At 38.2% G+C, this 22,964-nt stretch carries 18 protein-coding genes and 2 pseudogenes; 9 read left to right on the top strand and 11 right to left on the bottom strand.

All coding sequences use genetic code 11. The annotated features are described in order from the left end of the window. Positions 1-14: 14 nt before the first annotated feature. The 8 genes from DQL14_RS07270 to DQL14_RS07230 form a co-directional block, all read right to left on the bottom strand. Complete coding sequence (locus tag DQL14_RS07270) at positions 15-824, bottom strand: flagellar hook-basal body protein (RefSeq protein WP_108169244.1); 810 nt, start codon at positions 822-824, stop codon at positions 15-17. Positions 825-878: 54 nt separating this feature from the next. Further along, complete coding sequence (locus DQL14_RS07265; RefSeq protein WP_108169243.1) at positions 879-2,159, bottom strand: MFS transporter; 1,281 nt, start codon at positions 2,157-2,159, stop codon at positions 879-881. 259 nt (positions 2,160-2,418) lie between these two features. Then, entirely contained in the window at positions 2,419-4,956 is a 2,538-nt protein-coding gene (locus DQL14_RS07255; RefSeq protein ID WP_162296889.1) for a DNA translocase FtsK, read from the bottom strand. Continuing rightward, positions 4,953-7,289, bottom strand: a complete 2,337-nt coding sequence (gene addB, locus DQL14_RS07250) for an ATP-dependent deoxyribonuclease AddB (RefSeq protein ID WP_108169240.1) — start codon at positions 7,287-7,289, stop codon at positions 4,953-4,955. Before addB ends, DQL14_RS07255 begins: the two co-directional genes overlap by 4 nt. Then, entirely contained in the window at positions 7,286-9,211 is a 1,926-nt protein-coding gene (gene tkt, locus DQL14_RS07245) for a transketolase (RefSeq protein WP_108169239.1), read from the bottom strand. The genes addB and tkt overlap by 4 nt, the downstream gene beginning before the upstream one ends. Before the next feature lie 46 nt (positions 9,212-9,257). Further along, positions 9,258-10,100, bottom strand: coding sequence for a bifunctional riboflavin kinase/FAD synthetase (locus DQL14_RS07240; RefSeq protein WP_108169238.1), 843 nt, complete (start codon positions 10,098-10,100; stop codon positions 9,258-9,260). Beyond that, positions 10,066-10,773, bottom strand: coding sequence for a 23S rRNA (cytidine-2'-O)-methyltransferase TlyA (gene tlyA / locus DQL14_RS07235; protein ID WP_108169237.1), 708 nt, complete (start codon positions 10,771-10,773; stop codon positions 10,066-10,068). Before tlyA ends, DQL14_RS07240 begins: the two co-directional genes overlap by 35 nt. Further along, a complete protein-coding gene (locus DQL14_RS07230) occupies positions 10,773-11,288 on the bottom strand; it encodes a hypothetical protein (protein WP_000523544.1) in 516 nt (171 codons plus the stop codon). The genes tlyA and DQL14_RS07230 overlap by 1 nt, the downstream gene beginning before the upstream one ends. A gap of 66 nt (positions 11,289-11,354) precedes the next feature. Between DQL14_RS07230 and pyrB the strand changes: the two genes are divergently transcribed. The 7 genes and pseudogenes from pyrB (at position 11,355) to DQL14_RS07195 (ending at position 18,928) form a co-directional block, all read left to right on the top strand. Then, on the top strand, positions 11,355-12,278 hold the full coding sequence (gene pyrB / locus DQL14_RS07225; RefSeq protein ID WP_108169236.1) for an aspartate carbamoyltransferase: 924 nt from the start codon (positions 11,355-11,357) through the stop codon (positions 12,276-12,278). Positions 12,279-12,558: 280 nt separating this feature from the next. Further along, positions 12,559-13,999: pseudogene (hofB, locus tag DQL14_RS07220) on the top strand (outer membrane beta-barrel protein HofB). A gap of 90 nt (positions 14,000-14,089) precedes the next feature. Continuing rightward, positions 14,090-15,746: pseudogene (locus DQL14_RS07215) on the top strand (ABC transporter ATP-binding protein). Beyond that, on the top strand, positions 15,740-16,363 hold the full coding sequence (locus DQL14_RS07210; RefSeq protein ID WP_108169233.1) for a neuraminyllactose-binding hemagglutinin family protein: 624 nt from the start codon (positions 15,740-15,742) through the stop codon (positions 16,361-16,363). Before DQL14_RS07215 ends, DQL14_RS07210 begins: the two are co-directional and overlap by 7 nt. A 3-nt stretch (positions 16,364-16,366) precedes the next feature. Next, on the top strand, positions 16,367-16,936 hold the full coding sequence (locus DQL14_RS07205) for a restriction endonuclease (protein ID WP_108169232.1): 570 nt from the start codon (positions 16,367-16,369) through the stop codon (positions 16,934-16,936). 110 nt (positions 16,937-17,046) lie between these two features. After that, positions 17,047-18,231: an AAA family ATPase gene (locus DQL14_RS07200; protein ID WP_000616489.1), complete on the top strand. Its 1,185-nt coding sequence runs from the start codon at positions 17,047-17,049 to the stop codon at positions 18,229-18,231. Then, positions 18,224-18,928, top strand: a complete 705-nt coding sequence (locus DQL14_RS07195) for a DUF3226 domain-containing protein (RefSeq protein ID WP_053576584.1) — start codon at positions 18,224-18,226, stop codon at positions 18,926-18,928. The genes DQL14_RS07200 and DQL14_RS07195 overlap by 8 nt, the downstream gene beginning before the upstream one ends. Before the next feature lie 237 nt (positions 18,929-19,165). Here the strand turns inward: DQL14_RS07195 and DQL14_RS08730 are convergent, their stop codons facing one another. Beyond that, the gene (locus DQL14_RS08730) at positions 19,166-19,540 is read right to left on the bottom strand and encodes a hypothetical protein (protein ID WP_231952827.1); all 375 of its coding nucleotides are present in this window, start codon (positions 19,538-19,540) and stop codon (positions 19,166-19,168) included. Continuing rightward, positions 19,494-19,661 carry a hypothetical protein gene (locus DQL14_RS08725; protein ID WP_230077970.1) on the bottom strand — a complete coding sequence of 56 codons (168 nt, stop codon included), beginning with the start codon at positions 19,659-19,661 and terminating at the stop codon, positions 19,494-19,496. The genes DQL14_RS08730 and DQL14_RS08725 overlap by 47 nt, the downstream gene beginning before the upstream one ends. A gap of 160 nt (positions 19,662-19,821) precedes the next feature. On the opposite strand from DQL14_RS08725, the gene DQL14_RS07185 reads away from it, so the two are divergent. Beyond that, positions 19,822-20,817 carry a HoxN/HupN/NixA family nickel/cobalt transporter gene (locus DQL14_RS07185; RefSeq protein ID WP_108169231.1) on the top strand — a complete coding sequence of 332 codons (996 nt, stop codon included), beginning with the start codon at positions 19,822-19,824 and terminating at the stop codon, positions 20,815-20,817. A 3-nt stretch (positions 20,818-20,820) separates the two neighbouring features. On the opposite strand, the gene DQL14_RS07180 is transcribed toward DQL14_RS07185, so the two are convergent. Next, entirely contained in the window at positions 20,821-21,336 is a 516-nt protein-coding gene (locus tag DQL14_RS07180; RefSeq protein ID WP_108169230.1) for a flagellar FLiS export co-chaperone, read from the bottom strand. 135 nt (positions 21,337-21,471) lie between these two features. Here DQL14_RS07180 and csd4 point away from each other — a divergent pair, with 135 nt between their 5' ends. Beyond that, positions 21,472-22,788, top strand: a complete 1,317-nt coding sequence (csd4, locus tag DQL14_RS07175; protein ID WP_108169229.1) for a DL-carboxypeptidase Csd4 — start codon at positions 21,472-21,474, stop codon at positions 22,786-22,788. The last annotated feature ends 176 nt before the right edge of the window (positions 22,789-22,964 follow it).

Below are 22,964 nucleotides of genomic sequence, written 5' to 3'. Positions count from 1 at the left end.
GAGACAAATCGCTTTTAAGCTTTTGTAGCGAGTTTGTTGATCGCTTCGGCGTTCATGTCGTCTTGATGGGTTTTTAACACTTTAGAATACATGTCCAAAAAGCGGTTGATTTCAATCAAAGCGCTCATCTCGCGCACCGCATTGACATTGCTTTTTTCTAGCATGTATTGCCTTAACGCACCAGAGTCAGAGACTTGATGGACGCCTTCGCCCTGATAAGTATAAAGGTTTTGCCCTATTTTTTTAAGATTTTTAGGTTCGCTAAAACTCACTAAAGCTAACGCGCCTGCTTGAATTTGGGCTTCATTATCCCTAAAAGTGATTCCACCATTTTGATTGACTTCAATTTCAGCGTCAGGCATGAGCATGATCCCTCCTTTTTCGTTCAAGCCCGAACGAGAAAGCACCCTAAAGCCATTAAGAGTAACTAAAAAGCCGTCTTTATCCACGCTAAAATGCCCATCTCTGGTATAAGCGACGCCCTCATTAGTTTGTATCGCAAAATAGAGGTTAGGGCTTGTTAGGGCAAAATCTAGGGGGTTATGCGTTCCTTCAAACGCGCCAAGACTCCTATCCGTATAGATTTCTGATAGAACAGGCACACGATTGAGATTGCGGTTTAAATACTTCGCGCTCGCTTTGGTTTGATCTTCTAAGGGCAGTTGCTCTCGGTATTGTTGGTAAAGCCTTAAAAAATCGCCTGTAATCGCATCGTCTCTTTTAAAGCCGTTGGTGTTTAAATTAGCTAAATTATTAGAGGTTAAATCCAAGCGGTTAAATTGTGTCGCCATGGCTCCTGTGGCCGCATAATACCCATTTTGCATGCGAATAATCCTTTTAAAAGGAAAAATTATAGCAAAAATTAAATAAAAACAGATTCATTCCAAATAGGTTTTTTTAGGGAATAGGATAACCATAACCATAAAGATAATAATACTCAACATGACATAGCCCACAAACCCCCATTCAAAACCATGTTGTTTGAACTCTAACGCTATATAACTCGCGCTCCCTCCAAAAAGCGCATTCGCAATCGCATAGGCCAAACCCACGCCAAGCGCTCGCACATGTTCAGGGAATAATTCCGCCTTAATGACCCCAGCAATGCAAGTGTAAAAACTCATGCTGCTCAATGCGAGTATTTCATAAAATAGGGCTTCATACACGCTAGTGGCATGCTTGATACCATAAAAGACAACGGGCGTTACAATAAGCCCTGTGATCGCAAAAACCATCAGCATTTGGGTGCGTTTGATTTTATCAGCCAGCATCCCGCATAAGGGTTGTAAGAAGATAAAATAAGAGAGCGCCAAAAGCATGATAAAACTGCTTTCTTTAGGGCTGAATGATGAGCTGTTGGTTAAAAAGATTTTTAAATACACCGTAAAAGTATAAAAACACAAACTCCCTCCCATAGTTAGCCCAAAGACTATCATTAAGGCTTTTTTATGGTGGAGCAATTCTTTTAAACTGCCCCTTTGGGTTTCTTCTTTAATAGTGGTTTTGGGAGTTGTTTTACTATCCATAGTTTCTTCCATGATATTTCTTAAAAAGAGCGAGAGTAGGGCTAATATACCCCCTAAAGCGAATAAATAACGCCAAGCAAACGCACTGATTTGCTCATGCGTGTAAATGTTTTCAACGATAAAGAGTGAAAAAATAGCTAAGAGTTGCCCTCCAACTAAAGTTACATATTGAAAAGAGCCATAAAAACCTTTTTTGCCATTCTTGCCCAATTCAGAGAGGTAAGTAGCGACCACGCCATATTCTCCTCCCACGCTAAAGCCCTGTAAAAGCCTGGCTAATAATAAAAACAAGAACGCCCATTCCCCTACGATTTCTTTAGTGGGGAGCAATGCGAGCAAAAAAGAGCCTAGCGCCATAAGGATAATGGAATACACCATAGAAGTTTTACGCCCCTTTTTATCCCCCAATTTACCAAAAAACAAACTCCCCAAAGGGCGCATGAAAAACCCTAGCATGAAAACTAAAAAAGCTGAGATTAGCGCTAAAGTGGGGTCGTTCGTGTGGGTAAATTCCTTAGCGAAATAAGGCGCTAAGAACGCATAAGCGTAAAAGTCATACCATTCCACTAAATTACCTGAACTAGCGGCTAAAAGGGATTTTAAGGGTTTTTTGGTGGCGGGTTGGGGGCTCATGGCTATCCTTGAACATGAAATTTTTAGGTAATTTTACTAGGAGTTAGGGAAACCACAGATAATATTTGATTAATAGATGAAAGGTTGGTGTCGTTTGTATCATTGAGAAAAGTTTTTGTTTTTAATGAAGGATTGGTGGTAAAGCCTAAAAAATGCGCACAGGCATTTTTAAAATCAATCATAAAAAGCTTGCGAAAAGCAGGCGGTAACTTTTTAAAAATTAAAAATAATGTTTGCCAATATCCAATGAAAACAAAGCCTAAAAGTTTTGCAAAATCTCTCTGTTGCCTTTGGCGTTTCTTGGGGATAAAAAGCCTTGGGCTTCTAATTCGTCAGTAATGGTGGCGGCTTGGTTGTAGCCGATTTTTAATTGGCGTTGTAAAAAACTCGTAGAAGTGATCTTTTTTTCTAAAATCACCGCTTTAGCCCTTTCTAAAATGTCATCGCCTTGATAGTTAGGGGTGTCTAAAGGCATGCGCGATTCTTCTAGCAAGAAATCTTTATCGTATTCCACTTCTTTTTGGGCTTTAATAAAATCCACGATTTTTTTGATTTCATCTTCAGTGGCAAAGGGGGCATGCAAGCGCACTAACCCGTTTGTTCCTGGGGGGGTAAAGAGCATATCGCCCCTTCCTAGCAAGCTTTGCGCCCCATCGGTGTCTAAAATCACTTTAGAATCAATCTTAGTGCCTACCCTAAAACTCACCCTTGAAGGCAAGTTGGTTTTAATCAAGCCGGTTACGACATCCACGCTTGGGCGTTGGGTCGCTACAATGAGGTGCAAGCCGCTTGCTCGCCCCATTTGAGCGATCCTAGCGATAGGAAATTCCGCTTCTTTGCCCCCTGTCATCATCAAATCCGCTAATTCATCAATCACCACAATCAAATAGGGGAACGCTTCAACGCTGTTACTTGGGGCTTGCTCATTGTAAGAATCAATGGTTTTAACCTTGTATTCGCTCATTAAAGAATACCGGCGCTCCATTTCTTTAGCCACGCTTTGCAAGGCTCCGATAGCTTTTTTAGGGTCGGTGATAATGGGCGTGAGTAAATGAGGGATGTCCGCATAAATGCTAAATTCTACCATTTTGGGATCGATCATCACTAATTTGAGTTGATCGGGGGGGTTTTTATAAAGTAAGGATAAAATCATCGCATTCACGCCCACGCTCTTACCGCTCCCTGTCGTGCCAGCGATGAGCAAGTGGGGGAGCTTTTTTAAATCCGTGATGAAAGGGTTACCCACAATGTCTTTGCCTAAAGCTAGAGTTAAGGGCGAGCTGGATTTTTGAAACAATTCGCTCTCTAGAATTTCTCTCAAATAAATAATTTGGCTTTGGCTGTTAGGGATTTCAATACCAACGACATCTTTACCCTTAATGGGGGCTTGAATGCGGATGGATTCAGCGCATAAAGTCATCGCTAAATCATCGCTCAAGCCTAAAATGCGGCTCACCTTAACATTGGGGGCTGGGCGGAATTCAAAAGTGGTTACAATAGGGCCTGAATAAGTGCGGATAATATCGCCATCAATTTTAAAAGTGCGCAGCTTGCTCAATAGATCTTGGATTTTTTGGTCAATCTCGTTTTCGTCTAAAGAAGTGTCCTTCAAACAAACCGCATTCAATAATTGCGTTGTGGGAAGCTCATAATCTTTGGGTTTTTGCACTTCGCCATAATCCAATCCGTCTAATATCTCTTTATTTTCGCTCAATTCTTTAACCATAACGGGTTTTTTAGCACTTGTGGGGGTTTCTGGGCTAAAGTTTGGAGCGTTTTGCGTTTCTTTTTCTTCTTCTTTTAGATTTTCCTTTATCCTTTCTTCTTGCACGTTTTCTTGTGGGCTTTCTTCTTTTTTTGGGTGGTTGGGGGTTTTAGGGTTTTGTGTGTTGTTGTCATTTTCTGTGTTGGGTTCGGATATTGGCATGATAGGTTTGAGTGTGGTGGGTGTTTCTTTTTTAAGCGTGGGTTCTCTTTCTTTGGTTTCTTGTTTAATTTCTTTTAAAGGGGGGTTAGTGGGGTTAGTCAAATCATCAAATCGGTTTCTTTTAGGGTAAATGGTGTAATGGGTAGGGGGGTGAGGGGAAATTTGAACCAAGCCTTCTTGCGGCTCTAGATCGTTTAAAGTCGTGTTATAGGGGGTAGGGATCGCTAAAAACGATTCTTCGTTAGGGGTGTTGTGGTTTTCATCAATAAGGTTTTCTTTAAGGTTTTCTTTTTCTTTGTCGTTGTTGGTTTCTTTTTTTTGAAGATCTGATAAGGTGTTTTCAAAACCCTCTTTTTTCAGGCTAAAATTAGGGCTAAAGGCTTGTAAGCATTGTTTGTAAATCTCTTTTAAAAGGTTTTGTGTTTTGTTCATATAAGGATAAAAAACGCTTTTAGGGGGTAGTTTGAATAAAATCAAATAAGAAATAATTACCATAAGCGTTATCAGTGCATAAAGCCCAAAGTTCCCTATAAAAGGGCGTAAAAACAAACGCACGCTGTTGCCGATTTCCCCTTGATTTAATAGGCTAGATTGTAAAAAGAGCAAAGATAAAATGCCTAATAGATGCCCTAAAGTTTTTTCTAAAACGATTTCTGTAAAAGGGTTTTTAGTCTTGTATAAAAGGAATAAAACCCACGCTAAATAGGGTAAATTAATCAATGAAAGATACCCAAAATATTTTTTATTGAGTGCGGCAAACCACACCCCAAAACGCCCCACTAAACCGCTGTTACCCAGCCATGAAGATAGGGTTAAAAACGCTAATAAAACCCCTATGATTAAAGCTAAATAAAGTTTTTTAGATTTCATCGGTTGCACATGTCTTTAAAAGAGCAATACTCACAATCTTTAGCCTCTGAAGTTTTTTCAAAATCAATTTCTTGCTTGAGCTTGGGGATAAGAGAAAATTCCAAATGATCCATTTTAGCCTGCAAAGTAAGCTCGTCTTCTTCTAGTAACTCGCCCTTTCTTAAATCATAAAAAAAGGCTTTTATAGGCTCTTTGTAACCTAGATTTTTAAGGGCAAACGCATAGATAGCCATTTGGTAATCGGTGCTGATTTGAGCGATTTCTATGGGGCTTAAGTCTCCTCTTTGTGTTTTACTCATGTTGTCTAATTTCAAATCGTTTTTGAATTTGTAATCCAATAAAATAATTTCATTGTCAGCGGTTTTGTCAATCCTGTCTATACGCCCTTTAAAAACAACGCCTTGAATGGTTGTTTCAAAGCTTTTTTCAAGATCAAGGATTTTGATTTTTGTATTAAAGCGTTCTTTTTCTTTAAGATAAAAAGCCTGGATTTTTTTGAGCGCTACAAGAGCGTCTAAACGCTCTTTAGGGGTAATGTTTTCTCTTGTTTCTAAGAGCTGAATGAATCTCTCTTCTAACGCATAGGGGTTTTTATCTTTTTCATAAGCTTCTTTTAAAAGTTCATGGAGCAAACTGCCCACAGTGCTATTATTTTCATCTTTAGGGCTTTCTTTGAATCGCTTCATGTAGTGGTAGCAAAAACGGCGCTTGCAAGTTAAAAAAGCGTTCAATGAGCTAGCGCTAAAGCTAAAATCTTTAGGGATAGCGGCTTTGATTTCTTCTTCTTGGTAGTCTTTTAAAGGACTTGGTGCAAAAAGCGTGTAAGCGTCTTTGATAGGCTCTATATGCAAATTTAATTCTAAAAGCATGTTAGAGGCTTTTGAAGTTTCGCTCTCTATATAAGAAAGTGTTATTTCTTTAGAGTTTTTAAAGAGCTGGTAGTAATAGTGTTTTTGCAAATTTTTCTTATCCAATAAAGTGGGGAGGTTGAGCGATTTCCTTAAAGCAGAGTTTAAAAACAAATCGCAGTCTTTAAGGCTTGGCACACAAGTTTCATTAAAATCTACAATAACGATTTTATCAAATTGCATGCCCCTTGTCTCTAAAGTGTCCATGACTCGTATTTTGCCCCCGCTAGAATCGTCTAAGCGGAAATTGGCTTCAAATTCTTGCAAATACAAATGCAATAAATCTTTAAGGCTGTAGTTTTTAAGCGTGTCTTTTAAAAGATGATACTGGTGCATGATTTGAGAATGCGCTTCTTTCAAGGGCGCTTTTTCTTTAGAGCTTTGTTGTTCTAAAAGCGGGAGCGTAAGGTTTTCTAAATCCAATAGAGCAGACTCGCTTAAATTACAATCGCTTGTTTGTAAATCTTCTAAGATTTTTACAAGCTCTGTATAATAAGGGCTGTTTTTAGCCCCTAATCCCATCGCAAAATTCAAATTGTTGTTTTTGTCTAAAAGTTTTAAAAAAGGTAAAAAATCCGCATTAGGCGTGATGATCGCCATTTTATTAGGGTCGTTATCTTTTTGCAAATATTCTTCTATGGTTTGTAAAACTAAAGCGCCTTGTTTTAAATAACTGGAGTTGGCATAAAGTTTTGGCTCTATTTTTTGGCGCTTGGATGTCTGGGAGAGGATCTTTTGGGTTTTAAAATCAATGGAATAATCGCAATCTGTTTCTAATTTGAGATTCAAAAATTCCAAAAATTTTTGGTTGTATTTATCGCATGACAGGTGTAAAGTGATAGGCACTAACTCGGCCACTTCTAATAAGCATTGCCTTTCAAAAACGCTCATAAAGCCGTCTAGATGCCATTCAATGGAGGAAAAATGCTCAAAAAATTCTTTTAAAATCGTGGGTTTTTTTTGCATGATTTTGTCGTAAAAGCCTAATTCTTCTAGCTTTTTAATGTAGCGATCATAAATCATTTCTAAAACTTCTAAATGCTTTTCATAATCCAAGTAAATGTCTTTAAAAGAAAGTTCATTGAGTTTGATACAAGCAGAGCTTAACTCATCAAACAAATCAAACAAGAAAGAAGTGCTTTCCAAATACCCCAAAAAGCTGTTTTCAAAAAGCAAAAGCCCTTCAAGAATGGATTTTTTTTCTTTAGCGATGGCTTTAATGGTGTCTATCATTAAAATTAGCCGCGCGCTGTTAGGGATTTTCTTTTTATTAGGGATGTAAAAAGCCTGTTCAAAAAAACTCCCCATGCTCATCGCACTAGGCAAAAACCCTTCGCCTTGCTCTAAATAGAAATGTTTTAAACGCCTAGTGGAGCTAAAAACAAACAAGGGGGTTTTTTCTAAAAAAAGTTTTTCTAAATTCATGCGTTGAGTAACCTTTTAGCTTGAGTGGTGATGTTTTCAACGCTGAAGCCAAATTTTTCAAAGAGTTTATCGCCCTTTGCTGAGCTCCCAAAAGAATCCATGCCAATGATTTTATCCGCAAAACGATACCACTCTATCGCGCGGCTCGCTTCAATCACTAAAACCTTACCCTTAAAGAGTTCTTTAAGATAGCTTTCATCTTGCTCTATCAACAAATCAAAGCATGGTGCGCTGATGACTTGCGTTTGGATATTTTCTCGCTCTAACATTTTAGCGCTCTCTAAAGCCAAAGAGACCTCGCTCCCGCTCGCAACGAGCGTGATAATGGGATCTTTAGAATGGTGTTTAACATACGCCCCTTTTAAAACCTGCTCTTTAGAAACCTCATCAAGCACGGGTAAATTCTGGCGCGATAAAATAAGAGCGCTAGGAGCGTTCAAACTTAACGCTACTTGCATGCAAGCGGTATTTTCAAAAGCATCGCTGGGTCTGAAAGCATAGAAATTGGGCAAAGCGCGTAAATGGCTCAATTGCTCTATGGGCTGGTGCGTGGCCCCATCTTCACCCACGCCAATGCTGTCATGCGTAAAGATAAAAAGGGCTTTCAGTTTCATTAAAGCGCTCAAACGAATGCTGGGCATTAAGTAATCGCTAAACACAAAAAAGGTCGCGCAAAAAGGCACCAACAAGCCATACGCCGCTAAAGCGTTAGTGATAGCCCCCATGGCATGCTCTCTGATCCCAAAATGCAAGTTTTGCCCTAAAGGGAAATCGCCAGAGTGTTTTAACTGCGTGTTATTAGAGGGGGCTAAATCCGCGCTCCCCCCTAAAAAGCCCTCGCATTCTTTAGCGATAGCGTTTAAAATCATGCCGTTACTCACTCTTGTGGCTAGAGATTCGCCTTTTTTAAAGGTGGGGTAATGGATGGCGCTAAAATCAAAATCCTTTAACGCATGGATCTTTTCTTTTGTTTTAGGGCTTAAGGATTTTTCCCATAAGGCTTCCAAACTAGCGCCTCTAACTTTCACTTCTTCAAAATGCATTTTGTTTTTTGGGCAAATGATAAAGCTTTCATTAGGATTGATTTGAGCGTTTTCTTTGGATTGTTTTAACACTTCTTTATTTAAAGGCGAGCCATGCGTTTTTTCACTCCCCTCTAAGCCAACAGCCCCCTTACCAATAATCGTATGAGCGATTAAAAGCGTGGGTTTAGGGGATTTTTTGGCTTCTTCTAAAGCGTTATGAATCGCTTGATAGTCATGCCCATCGCATTCTAGCACTTCCCAATTTTGCGCCACAAACCGCATCTTAACCTGTTCGCTAAAACTAATATTAATAGCGCCTTCAATGCTGATCTGGTTGCTGTCATAAATCACAATGAGATTGTTTAAGTTGAGGTGTCCGGCTAAAGAAGCGCTCTCATAACTAATGCCTTCTTGCAAATCCCCATCCCCACACAAGCAATAGACTTTATGAGAAATGGCTTGTTTATCTAAAAGGTTTTGAGCGTATTGACTCGCCATGCTAAAGCCCACAGCGTTAGCAAAACCTTGCCCCAAAGGGCCTGTCGTGATCTCAATGCCTTCGGTGTGGTGCAATTCGGGGTGTCCTGGAGTTTTAGAGTGTAATTGCCTGAAACGCTTTAAATCTTCTAAACTCAAATCAAAGCCCCACAAATGCAACAAACTATACGCTAACGCGCTCGCATGCCCTCCGCTAAAAACCAGCCTGTCTCTGTTGAGCCATTTAGGGTTAGTGGGGTTTAGGTTTAGGTGCAAGCTTAAAACCACCATCACATCGGCTAATCCCAAGCACACGCCCGGATGCCCGCTATTAGCCTTATCTATCATGTCTGCGCACAAAAAGCGAAGCGCATTCGCCATGCTTTTTAATCGTTCTAAGTCAGCGTTACTCAATCGCATCAAATTTTTCCGTTTTTAAGGTTTTTGAGAGTCATTTTAACACAAATTATCTCAAAATCTCTTTGGCTCTTAAGATGTCTTGTTGGATCTGATTTTTAAGCTCTTTTAACGAAGAAAAACGCATGTTGTCTCGTATTTTTTGAACCCAACGCAAAGCGATTTCTTTAGGCGGTTTTTCTATGATGGTATCAAGCACATGGCATTCTATGGCGAAATTGTGATCCGTGCTTAAGCGATTGCCTATAAAACTCACGCTTTTTTGATAAATTGGATCTTTTATTCTCACCAAACTCGCATACACCCCAAAACTAGGGAGGATAAAATCTTTAGTTTTGATATTTAAAGTAGGAACTAATTCTTTATGCCCTAAGCCTTGATCGCTAATGACTTTTCCGCACACTTCATAAGGCCTGCCTAAGAGCTTGTTAGCCAAAGATAAGTCGCCATGACTTAGGGCTAGTTTGATCATCTTAGAATGCACGCTAATATTTTGGATTTTCACTTCAGGCACAATAATGGTTTTTTCAAAACGCTCTTTTAAGAATAAAGCGTCATTTTGCCTCTCATGCCCAAACCTGAAATCATAGCCCACGACTAGGCGTTCTAAATGGGGGAATTTCTTTTTTAAAAGATCTAAAAATTCTAGGGCGTTTAATTGTGAAATCTCTTCTAAATACACAAAAAATAAAGGCATGCCCACGAGTTTAGCGCGGTATTTTAGGGGGGTTAAATAGCCTTTAGTGTAATGTTTTTTTTCTATGATTAAAAGGGCTTTGGGATCTTTTAATTCTTTAAAAAGGGCTTGATGGCCTAAATGCAAGCCGTCAAATTTACCGATAGCCAGGCTCTTAATTTTAGGCTCGCTTGAAATGGATAAAAAATTCAACATTCCCGTTTTTCCCTTTCACTAAGCTTTCTTGGATCGTTAAGATTTGAAAGTCCTTTGTTTTTAAATGGTTTTTAAAGTTTTCTAAAGCGTTCAAAATGGCTTCTTTATCCACCACCACCCCCTTTTTATTGCGTTTTGCGGCCCTGCCCACTTCAAATTGCGGTTTGAAAAGCGCTAAAAATTCACCGCTTAAAGGCACAATCGCTTCTAAAATACAATATAAAGAAATAAAGCTCACATCACAAAGCACTAAATCAATTGTTTCTGGCGTTTTAAACCCTCTAATATCGCATTCTTCATAACATTCTATGCGTGTATCGTTCCTTAAATTTTCATCTAATTGCATTTTCCCCACATCCACGCAAAGCACCTTTTTGGCCCCCTTTAAAAGAGCCACTTGACTAAAGCCCCCCTTGCTCGCTCCCACATCTAAAACCACCTTTCCCTTAAAATCCACGAAATGGGTTTCTAAAAAAGCCGCTAATTTTTCCCCAGCCCTGCTAACGAAAAGTTTTTCAGCGATGAGTTCAATTTTATCGTCCTCTTTCACTATAAAAGAGGGTTTAGAAACCACCATTTTATTGACTAAAACCTGATTTTTTAAAACCAACGCTTTAGCTTTTTCTCTGCTGCTCACTAAATGCTGGTTGAATAAAGCGTAATCTAAGCGCATTAAAATTGAGGTAGGGGGACTTGATAAGCGAAATTAAAAACAATCTTGCCCAAACTATAGGCATCAAGCTCTAGTTTGGCTTCTTGCACCGCTAAATAATCCAATTTGTTAAAAGCGAGTAAAAAAGCTCTGCTCCATCTGTTCGTGGTTTCTAAAATGCCATCAAATTCATCTTTTGTGATTTCTCGCACCCATAAAGGCTCTGAGCCTATAGGTTTTGTGCCAAAAAGTTCATAAGAAATATAGCCATCATCTATCCAGTCGTTATTTTGCGTGAAAATCTCCACTAAAAAATACTCATGGTCATAGTAAGTGCCGCTATCCACATCGTTTAAATGCGTAGCGATAGCCGTGATGATAGGCACATTATTTTGGGTGATTTCGCCTTTTCTGCTGGCTTGGATCTTTTTTTCTAAAACTAAGTCTAGCGTGTAGGTGTCTTCATTGAAATTGCTCACACACCCCAAACAAAAGAATAAAAACACCAGAAGTGTTGAGAGATTTTTCAAGCCCATTCCTTGCTAAAACCCATGCCATTTTTAGCTAAAATAAAACCTATATTATAACTAAAAGGGGGTTTTATGCCAAAAAAATGCCGACACTTGCTCCAAACCAGCGATTTAAGCCTAGATGAAATCAAGCTTTTATTAAAAAAAGCGAGCGTTTATGCGAACGATTTTAACGCCGTATCTTTAGAGACAAAAGAAAAAATGCACAATAAAATCATCGTGGCTTTATTTTTTGAAAATTCCACCAGAACGGTGTCTAGTTTTGAAATCGCAAGCCTAAGGTTGGGGGCAAAAATAGTGAAATTAAACATGCAAACAAGCTCCACTTCAAAGGGTGAAACCCTAACAGACACTTTTAAAAATATCCATTCCATGCAGCCTGACGCTATCATCACACGGCATGCTTTTTCAAGCGCACCTTTTAAATTAGCCGAATTTTCCCAATGCCCCTTGATTAACGCAGGAAGCGGCACAAGCGCTCATCCTACCCAAGCGTTATTAGATTTGCTCACCCTTTATCAGCATTTTGGCAGTTTAGAAAATCTAAAAGGGAAGAAAATCGCTTTCATAGGCGATGTGAAAAATTCAAGAGTGGCTAATAGCAACATTAAATTGCTCCAAAGACTAGGGCTTGAGATCATGCTGTGTGCTCCAAGCTCCATGCTCCCTAGCGTTTCTTTAAAAACGACGCATAACATTGAAGAAGCGATAGCATTTGCAGACATTTTAATGAGTTTGAGGACCCAAACCGAACGGCACAATGCGCCCATTTTTGCGAGCTTGAAAGATTATGGCAACGCTTATTGCATCACCCAACAACGCCTAAAGGTTCACGCTAAAAATAAAGAGGTGATTATTTTACACCCAGGCCCGGTGCATAGGGATATTGATATAGAAAGCACGGTGTTAGAAGACAAGCGATCTAAAGTCTTAGAGCAAGTCAAAAATGGCGTGGCAATGCGCATGGCGGTGTTGGAGTTTTTGCTATTAGATTGAAAATCAAATTTAAAAAATGCTTTTTGGCGTTTTTTACAATCAATACAAGAACTTTCATATTAAAAAATGGGTTTGGTTATAAAACGGCACAAAAACCCCACTTTGATTAGATCTTGATTTAATTTCTCTCATTTTTATGATAAAATTAAAATATTTTTGTTATTTTTTTAAAACAATTGAGTTAAAAATAAATAAATAACTTGATAGCGTTCTTTGTCTTTTAGATCGGTTAAAAATCATATAGTATTAAAAATATTTTTAATATTAAAAGGGAATGGAGATGAAAAATAGCGCGCCTTTAAAGAATAAAGTTTTTTGCGGGTTATATGTTTTAAGCTTAAGCGCTTCTTTGCAAGCGTTTGATTATAAAATTGAAGTTTCAGCGGAGTCCTTTTCTAAGGTTGGCTTTAATAAAAAAAAGATTGATATAGCTAGGGGGATTTATCCTACAGAAACCTTTGTAACCGCTGTAGGGCAGGGCAATATCTATGCGGATTTTTTATCCAAAGGCCTTAAAGATCAAGGGCATGTTTTAGAGGGAAAAGTCGGTGGCACGCTAGGAGGGGTCGCTTATGATGACACCAAATTCAATCAAGGCGGATCGGTTATTTATAACTACATCGGTTATTGGGATGGTTATTTAGGGGGTAAAAGAGCCTTGCTTGATGGCACGAGTATCCATGAGTGCGCGCTTGGATCTGATGGCAAGGTGATTGATTCTATAGCGTGTGGGAACGCTAGGGCCAATAAAATCCGCCGTAATTACTTGATGAATAACGCTTTTTTAGAATACCGTTATAAAGATATTTTTTTAGCTAAGGGAGGGCGTTATCAATCCAGTGCTCCTTATATGAGCGGTTACACGCAAGGCTTTGAAATCAGCGCTAAAGTTAAGGATAAAAATGAGGGAAGCCACAAATTATGGTGGTTTAGCTCATGGGGTAGGGCGTTCGCTTATGGGGAGTGGATTTATGATTTTTATTCTCCAAGAACCGTGGTTAAAAACGGGCACACTCTGAATTATGGTATCCATTTAGTGGATTACACTTACGAAAGAAAAGGGGTTAGCGTCAGCCCTTTTTTCCAATTTTCGCCCGGGACTTATTATAGCCCTGGGGTGGTTGTAGGCTATGATAGTAACCCTAATTTTGATGGCGTGGGCTTTAGATCCGAAACAAAAGCTTATATTTTGCTCCCTGTCCATGCCCCCTTAAGAAGAGATACTTATCGTTACGCTATAAAGGCTGGCACTGCCGGGCAAAGCTTGCTCATTAGGCAACGATTTGATTACAATGAATTTAATTTTGGGGGAGCGTTTTATAAAGTGTGGAAAAACGCCAACGCTTACATCGGCACGACAGGAAACCCTTTAGGCATTGATTTTTGGACCAATAGCGTTTATGATATAGGGCAAGCCTTAAGCCATGTGGTAACCGCTGATGCCGTCTCTGGTTGGGTTTTTTGGTGGGGGCGTGCATAAAAAATGGCTGTGGGGGACTTTATGGCGTTGGACTAGCGGCACTTTAGCCAATGAAGCGAGCGCGGCTGTTAATGTGGGCTATAAGATCAGCAAGAGTTTGACAGCGAGCGTGAAATTAGAATATTTTGGCGTGATGACGCATTCAGGCTTTACGGTAGGGAGTTACAGACCCACGCCCGGCTCTAAAGCGCTTTATTCAGACAGGAGCCATTTGATGACAACCCTTAGCGCTAAATTCTAACCAATCGCTTTAAGCTGTTTATTAAAGCGTTAAAAATCCCTTAATAAAAACACTATAATATAAGTTTAATCAAATCCAAAGGTTAAGCATTTGAAACTCTTTTTCAGGCGGTATTCTAAATACCTTAAAGAGCATTATAAAAGTTTTATAGTGGTTTTATTTTCTTCTTTAGTGGTGGCTTTAAGCACGGCTTGGGGGACTTATTTAGTCAAGCCCACTTTAGATGAAATTTTTATCAATAAAGACACTCACATGCTCAAAATCCTGCCTTTTTTAGTGATTTTGGCGTATTTGGGTAAGAGTGGGGGCATGTATTTAGGCACTTATTTCACTAACTTTATTGGGCTTGATATTGTCAAAAAAATACGCAACACCATGTTAGAAAGCCTTCTCAAAATGGAAATGGATTTTTTTAACAGGACTAAAAAGGGCGAATTGATCGCAAGGATCACCAATGATATAGGTTTGATTAGAGCGAGTTTGTCCAATTATCTTTCAGAGAGCATAAGAGAGGGGCTAACGATTGTCGGGTTAGTGGGGGTGGTGATCTATCAAAGCCCTAAATTAGCGTTAGTGGGGCTAGTGATCATGCCGCTAGCTGCTATTCCTATCAGTAAAATCATTCGTAAGGTTAAAAAACTCGCTAAATCCCATCAAGAGAGTAACGCCAAAATCACCGCTCGTTTGAGTGAAGTCTTTAACAATGTGGAAGCGATTAAAATCTCTAATGGCGAAAAATTAGAGCATAAGGCTTTTGTGAAAGAAAATGAAGCGTTTTTTAAAATCGGTATCAAAAACATCGCCGTGGCTGAAATTTCTTCGCCTTTAATGGAGTTTTTAGGCTCAATCGCTATAGCGTTAGTGATTTATTTAGGGGGGAATGAAGTGATTAGAGGCCATATTAGCGTGGGGGCGTTTTTTTTCTTTCATCACGGCCCTTTTTATGCTCTATACGCCGATCAAACGCTTAACCAGGATTGTTTCTAATTTTCAAGAAGCCTTAGTCGCTAGCGACAGGATCCATGAGATTTTAGAAAGAGAGCCGGCTATTGTTGATGGGGAATTGACGCTAAATAACGCCATACACACCATAGAATTTAAAAAGGTATGGCTGGCTTATGCGTTAGACAATCAAGAGCGTTATGTTTTAAGCGATATTAGTTTGAAATTCCAACAAAATGAAATCATCGCTTTAAAGGGCGAAAGCGGAAGCGGTAAAAGCTCATTAGTGAATCTGATCTTACGCCTTTATGAGCCAAGCAAAGGTGAAATTTTCATCAATGATCAAAAAATAGAGAGCATCACTCAAAAATCCTTAAGAGAAAAGATTAGCGTTGTCACTCAAAGGGTGTTTATTTTTAACGGGAGCGTGGCTGAAAATGTGGCGTATGGTTTAGAAATTGATGAGGTAAAAATCAAAGAATGCCTAAAAAAAGCTCAAGCCTTAGATTTTGTGGAAAAAATGCCTCATGGGATAGAGAGCGTTTTAGATGAATTTGGCGCTAATCTTAGCGGTGGCCAACGCCAAAGAATCGCCATTGCAAGAGCTTTGTATAAAGACGCTCAAGTTTTAATCTTTGATGAAGCCACTTCCGCTTTAGATAATAACACAGAAGAGAGCGTTAAACAAAGCATTTTAGAATTGAAACAAAACCGCTTGATCATTCTTATTTCGCACAACCCAAGCACGCTTAAATTAGCCACTAAGCATGTGAAATTAGAGCATGGGCGTTTGATAGAATGCTAAGGGTTTTAAGCGTTGGTGTTGCTTTTATTTTACTAGGGTGTCAGTTTTTCAACAAAACGACGCTTCATTTAAAATATAAAGATTACCCCAAAAATAGCGCTTTAAAAACCGCTTCCACTTTAACCCCCCCTAAAATCTTTTTTAACGCTCATTTTGTGCCGCCCTTTTACCAAAAAGAATTTAAAAAAGCGATCGCCCAGCAAATCGCTTATTTTTTAAAAGATAAAAGCGCTTTTATTCTCAATGTTTCAGGCAATGTTTTTTTTTCTTTTGAAGAGAATCCTAAAGATTTAAAAGCCATTAAAGAAAGGCTTAAAAAGACTATTGAGCCTAACGCTGACCCAAAATCCGTCATGCGGTTTTTAAACCTTCAAGCGAGCTTGATTTTAGAATGCGTCCCGCAAACCACTTGCCCGTTTGACACCCTTTTAATCCCCACCGCTTTCAGCGTGCCTGTTTATTACGCTAATCGTTTGGGCGATAACCCCTCTCTTTTTTCCCAAGAGAACAAATCCTATCATAACGCTTTAATCAAGGCCCTTAATAAGGCTTACTATTCTCTTATGGAGGGTTTAGAAAAGCGTTTGAACGCTATAGAAAATGCAGAGTGGCTTTAAGGCATGAAAAAGATTGTATTTTTTATTTTTGTCATTTTGTTTTCGGTAGGGATTTATTTAATTTGGCATGTTTTATTGGAAAAAGCCCTAGAATTGAAATTGGCAACCTCAGCTAATGATTTGCTTTTAAAATTGTTGTCAATTCTTGGCGTTTTTTCCATGTTAGTGCTTTTTCAAGGCGTTGTTTCTTCGTATAAGAAGCACCAACTCAAACGCACCTTACAAAAAATAGACGCCATGAACGGCTTTGAATTTGAAGAATACGCCAAAATCTTTTTCACTTCAAAGGGTTTTGAAGTGAGTATCACGCAAAAAAGCGGCGATTATGGAGCGGATTTGATCATAGAAAAAGACGGCATCAAGTGGGCGGTTCAAGCCAAACGCTACTCGCATAAGGTTTCGCCCAAAGCCATTCAAGAGGTGGTCTCTTCTAAAGCTTACTACGCTTGCGAAAAAGCTTGCGTGATCACCAATAGCTATTTCACGCAAGCCGCTCAAAAACTGGCTCAAGCTAACGAAGTGCTTTTGATTGACAGAGACGAATGGGTCAGGTTTTTGAACGAAAAGAGATGAACCGATCCCATCAGATCGTTTGTTCTCAAGTTCTTTTAAAATTTTGTCGTAATTGCATGCGCTATAATGCCAAAATTTAGCGTCAATTTCTGCTTGGATAAGGGGATTTAATGATTCAGTCTGTTCGCATCAAAAATTTTAAGAATTTTAAGAACACTAAAATTGATGGTTTTACCAAACTTAATATTATCACCGGCCAAAACAATGCGGGCAAATCCAATTTGTTAGAAGCGTTGTATTATTTGGTAGGTAAATCCATGCACCCATGCACTAATGTATTAGAAATTTATGACAATATACGCAAAGAGCCCTTAACATCAGAATCAAAAAGCTTAATGTTTTATGGTTTAGACACCGAGAAAAAAATACAAATCACCACAACTTTAGAGAACAATCAAACCTTAGACTTACAAATAAAATTCATAGCCAATGAAAAACAAAAGGTAATAGAGTCGCAAATAATACCCACAGTAGAGCATGCTCAAGAATTCTCTCGGCTTAATTTCACTCTTAAGAAAAACAATAGAGAAATCTATAACGATCACTTGAATATTACTAAAATTCCTAATTTTCCACCAATTCCTAATCAGTCAGGCTACAACAGGCAATTTAAGAATTTTGAACCTAGTCAATTGCAAGAACTTCTACCCTTTGAAAGCACTGCTATCATAACGCCTAGCGATGTTGCTCGCAAGCGAGATATTATGAACCCTAATGCTATCCATATTATGGATCCTAATATCATTCAAGCAATGCGTAAGATTCTTGATGAAAACCAATTAGAAAAAGAATTAAATGAAAGGCTTAATCAATTTGATAAAAGTATTCAAGCCATCAGGTTTAGTGCCAACAACCAACTCAAATTAAAAGTGAAAGGTATAAGAGAAAAAATCCCATTATCTATGTTTGGTGATGGTTTGATTAAGTATTTGTATATTGTAAGTACTTTTATTGCCAATAACGCAAAAACGATTTATATTGATGAAGTGGAAAATGGCTTGCATTTTTCTCGCATGGGGTTATTGTTAAAAAATATTATTGATTTTATCAATAATAATAAAGAAGGTAATTTGCAAGTGTTTATGACTACCCACAACCAAGAATTTATAGAAATTTTAGATCAAGTTATCAGAGAAAAGGATTTTGCGCATCAAACTAAGTTGTTTTGCTTAGAACAATACAATGGTTCAATCGTTGCAGAGCCTTATTATGGAGAAAATTTATCTCTTTATTTCAAGAATCATGCCAATCTTTTTGGAGGTAAAGAAAGGTTTAAGGAAAATAATTATGAGTAAAAAGACACTCATTTATACAGAAGGAAAAAGTGATAAAAATTTTCTAAGTTGGTGTCTTAATGTTTGGAAAAATGAAGATCATTTTGATCGAGATCATTTTGATATAATCTATGTAGAAGGTAAAAATAAATTATTCTCAGATGAATTTTGTAAAAGAATCGAGAATATTTTAAATAATAAAGATCAAGCATATAAACAAGTGTGCATTATTTTTGATGCAGACAAGAAAGAGAGTCAAGAAAGGGATGCGGGTTTTGATAATAAGCTTAAGTATATTCGTGAAGAATTCAAAGAAAAAGGGATTGATTTTCCAAGAGAACAAATCTTTTTATTCCCTAATAATCAAGATGATGGTGATTTAGAAACCCTATTATCAGAGATTGCTAACCACAAAGAGTTCATAAATTGTTTTGAAAGTTATTTAGATTGTATTAAAAAGAAAGAACATTACAAACCGATTAAAAACATTAGAAAAAGTATGTGGTATGCCTATTTAGAAGCGCTTGGATTAGAGGATCTATATACCAAAAAAAATATTTTTGATAATACAGGCGGTAAAGTAAAGAATGAATATGAAGAAGACTATGAAAAATTAAAAAAAGCCATCAAGTTTGAATCAAAACTTCTCAATCCCCTTAAAAATTTTTTAGAGCTTGCAAAGAATACAAAACCTAATAAATCAAAAAATAAATCCTAAAGTTTCTAGGGTCAAGGCAATTTGATCGGATTTTTCGTATCTAAACCCACGCTCCTTTTTGGAAAAGATTTCTCTCCTAATCCTTTCAAACTAGCTCAAATAATCCTTCAAAATAGCCGAAAAATCACTCTTTTAGAGATGGGGGGTCAATGATTAGTTAATTGCTTGTCATTATCCTTTTAACGCTCGCCGACAACTTGCAAGAATGGCTTTATCTCTAGCGATTTTTTTATGTTCCTATTCTTCTGTCTCTTCTCTCTGTTTTTTCCACATATCCATTTCCATTTCATTTGAATATACTGAGTCATCTTCTATAGAAGGTTCAGTCCAACAAATTTTACCTGATTTCTTATCACTCACATTCATACAATATTCTTTTGAAAAAAGCATATTGGCTACCCCCTTTAACAAATATCCAGCCACTTTAAACGCTCCAAGAGCTAAAGTTCCTGCTCCTTCAGCCACTTTAGTAGCCACTTCACCCGCAGTATCCCACCCTGTTCTTTGTGCTTCTGCTACCGTATTCGCAAGACATTTTTGAAAAGGCGAAAGCTCGCTGTAGCAATCAATTTTTTTCTGAATACCCATCACAAGTTTTAACAGCTTTAACACAGATTTCCTTGAGAGTGGGCTTGTTGTCCTCTGTGTGGATAGTGTTTGCCAAAAAACAAGTCAGACTGACCGCAAAAACCGCCTTTTTACACCATTCTCCCATGCATTTCAAATACGCCATGGTTTTTCCTTTAAATTTTGATCGCTCTTTGAGCTTTGGAAGTATATATATAAGAACTAGCTTAATCCTCTTTTTTTCAAAATTTTAACCACCTGTTTTCTTTTGGCGTTTTTTATATTAAAATTATCCAAAAAATATTATTTTTACAAAAAGGCGTGTTGTGAAATTGTGGTTTCCTTATTTTTTAGCGATTGTGTTCTTGCATGCATTGGGTTTAGCGTTGCTCTTTATGGCCAATAACGCTTCGTTTTATGCGGCGGCGTCTATGGCTTACATGCTAGGGGCAAAGCATGCGTTTGATGCGGATCACATCGCTTGCATAGACAACACCATTAGAAAGCTCACCCAACAAGGCAAAAACGCCTATGGTGTGGGGTTTTACTTTTCTATGGGGCATTCAAGCGTGGTGATTTTAATGACCATCATCAGCGCGTTTGCGATCGCTTGGGCTAAAGAACACACGCCGATGCTAGAAGAAATAGGGGGGGTAGTGGGGACTTTAGTTTCTGGGCTTTTTTTACTCATTATAGGGCTATTAAATGCGATTATTCTCTTGGATTTATTAAAAATATTCAAAAAATCGCACTCTAATGAAAGCCTGAGCCAGCAACAAAATGAAGAGATTGAACGGCTTTTAACGAGTAGGGGCTTACTTAATCGCTTTTTTAAACCCTTGTTTAATTTTGTCTCCAAGTCGTGGCATATTTATCCTATCGGTTTTCTTTTTGGGTTGGGTTTTGATACCGCTAGTGAAATCGCGCTTTTGGCCCTCTCTAGCAGCGCGATTAAAGTGAGTGTGGTGGGCATGCTCTCTTTACCCATTCTTTTTGCCGCTGGCATGAGTTTGTTTGACACTTTAGATGGGGCGTTCATGCTCAAGGCGTATGATTGGGCGTTCAAAACCCCTTTAAGAAAAATCTATTACAATATCTCTATCACGGCCTTAAGCGTGTTTATCGCGCTCTTTATCGGGTTGATTGAGCTTTTTCAAGTCGTTAGCGAGAAACTCCATTTAAAATTTGAAAACCGCCTTCTAAACACCTTACAAAGCCTAGAATTTACAGACTTTGGTTATTACTTGGTGGGCTTATTTGTAATAGCGTTTCTAGGCTCATTCTTTTTATGGAAAATCAAGTTTTCTAAACTAGAGAGCTGAATTTTAAGCCCTCAAATGATCGCTTAACAAATCTTTAAGGCTTTGATTTGAAAAACTTGGCATGAAGGCTTTAGGGTTTGAAAGGCTTTCGCTCAAATAGCCTAATAATTCCTTAATTTCGTTTAATTTTTCTTCCAAATAAGCTTGAAACCCGCCAACATTTTCCAATAAATTCAAAGGATTAGCCACAATCATGGAAAAAACTTCATCATGGATGGCAATGTTGAGCTGGGTGTCAAACAAAGGGGAGGCTAAAAACTGGCAATTTTCTACAATTTCTCGCAATTCTTGTTTGATGATAGAAGCTTGCAAAGCGTCTTTATCTTCTAAACCCATGCTCTTATTGAAAAGCTTTTTGCAAGCGATTTGCAAGACTTGTAACGCTCCAACGCTCTCGTTTATATTTTTCATGTCCCTACTGAATTTAGCGATTTGTTGGGATTTTTCTATCGCATTGGTTTTGAAATCGCTTGTTTCAACATCGCCCAAATGCTTTTGAAGAGTTTTTAAAATATCCATAAAAAACCTTTTAAATAGAATTGATCATTCACAAGCATTTTTCGTTCCTTTTTTATGGAAATTTTAAAAAACACCCTTAAAAAGGTTTTTAGGTATAATTAGCGATCTTTTAGTTTCAAATAGTAGAGAGATGGGATGAAAAAAATATGGCTTTTAGTGTGGGGTTTGTATTCTTGGGTGTTTTTGCATGCGATAGAAACGATAGAAAAAGCCCCTACAAATGTAGAAGATAGAGACAAAGCCCCCCATTTGTTGCTTTTAGCAGGGATTCAAGGCGATGAGCCTGGAGGGTTTAATGCAACTAATTTGTTTTTAATGCACTATAGCGTTTTAAAAGGCTTGGTGGAAGTGGTTCCGGTATTGAATAAGCCTTCCATGTTAAGAAATCATAGGGGCTTGTATGGGGATATGAACCGCAAATTTGCCGCTTTAGACAAGAATGACCCTGAATACCCCACTATCCAAGAAATCAAATCTTTGATTGCAAAACCCAATATAGACGCTGTCTTGCACTTGCATGATGGCGGTGGGTATTATCGCCCTATTTATATTGATGCGACGCTCAATCCTAAGCGCTGGGGGAATTGCTTTATTATTGATCAAGATGAGGTTAAAGGGGCGAAATTCCCTAATTTGCTTGCTTTTGCAAACAATACGATTGAGAGCATCAACGCCCATTTATTGCACCCCATTGAAGAGTATCATTTAAAAAACACGCGCACCGCGCAAGGCGATACAGAAATGCAAAAAGCCCTAACTTTTTATGCGATCAACCAAAAAAAGAGCGCTTTTGCCAATGAAGCCAGCAAAGAACTCCCTTTAGCATCAAGGGTGTTTTACCACTTGCAAGCCATTGAGGGCTTACTCAATCAGCTCAATATCCCTTTTAAGCGCGATTTTGAGCTTAACCCTAACAGCGTGCATGCCCTAATCAATGATAAAAGCTTGTGGGCAAAAATCAGCTCTCTGCCTAAAATGCCCCTTTTTAATTTACGCCCTAAACTCAATCATTTCCCTTTGCCTAATAACACTAAAATCCCACAAATCCCCATAGAGAGCAACGCTTACATTGTGGGGTTAGTCAAAAATAAACAAGAAGTGTTTTTAAAATACGGCAACAAGCTCATGACACGATTATCGCCCTTTTATATAGAGTTTGATCATTCTTTAGAAGAAGTGAAAATGCAAATTGACAATAAGGATCAAATGGTTAAAATAGGGAGCGTGGTTGAAGTGAAAGAGAGTTTTTATATCCATGCTATGGATAATATCCGTGCGAATGTGATTGGTTTTAGCGTTTCTAATGAAAGTAAGCCTAATGAAGCGGGCTATACGATTAGGTTTAAAGATTTTCAAAAACGCTTTTCACTAGACAAACAAGAAAGGATCTATCGCATAGAATTTTACAAAAACAACACGTTTAGCGGGATGATCCTAGTGAAATTTGTGTAGGAATGGATAAAGTTTACAAAATTTAAGGCAACGCCTAATATAACATGACAACCGCCAATAAAGGATAGTGATGCCAGACATTAGAAATCTTTATTTATCATTACCTGACTTAACAAAGAGGCTATATAACATAAGCAACAGACTTTACAGCATGCGTTCATCTCATTCTTTTTTAG

Source organism: Helicobacter pylori NCTC 11637 = CCUG 17874 = ATCC 43504 = JCM 12093 (assembly GCF_900478295.1).
Taxonomy (GTDB): domain Bacteria; phylum Campylobacterota; class Campylobacteria; order Campylobacterales; family Helicobacteraceae; genus Helicobacter; species Helicobacter pylori.
Note: the sequence above shows the minus strand (reverse complement) of the source record. Positions and strands in the feature narration are given on the sequence as shown.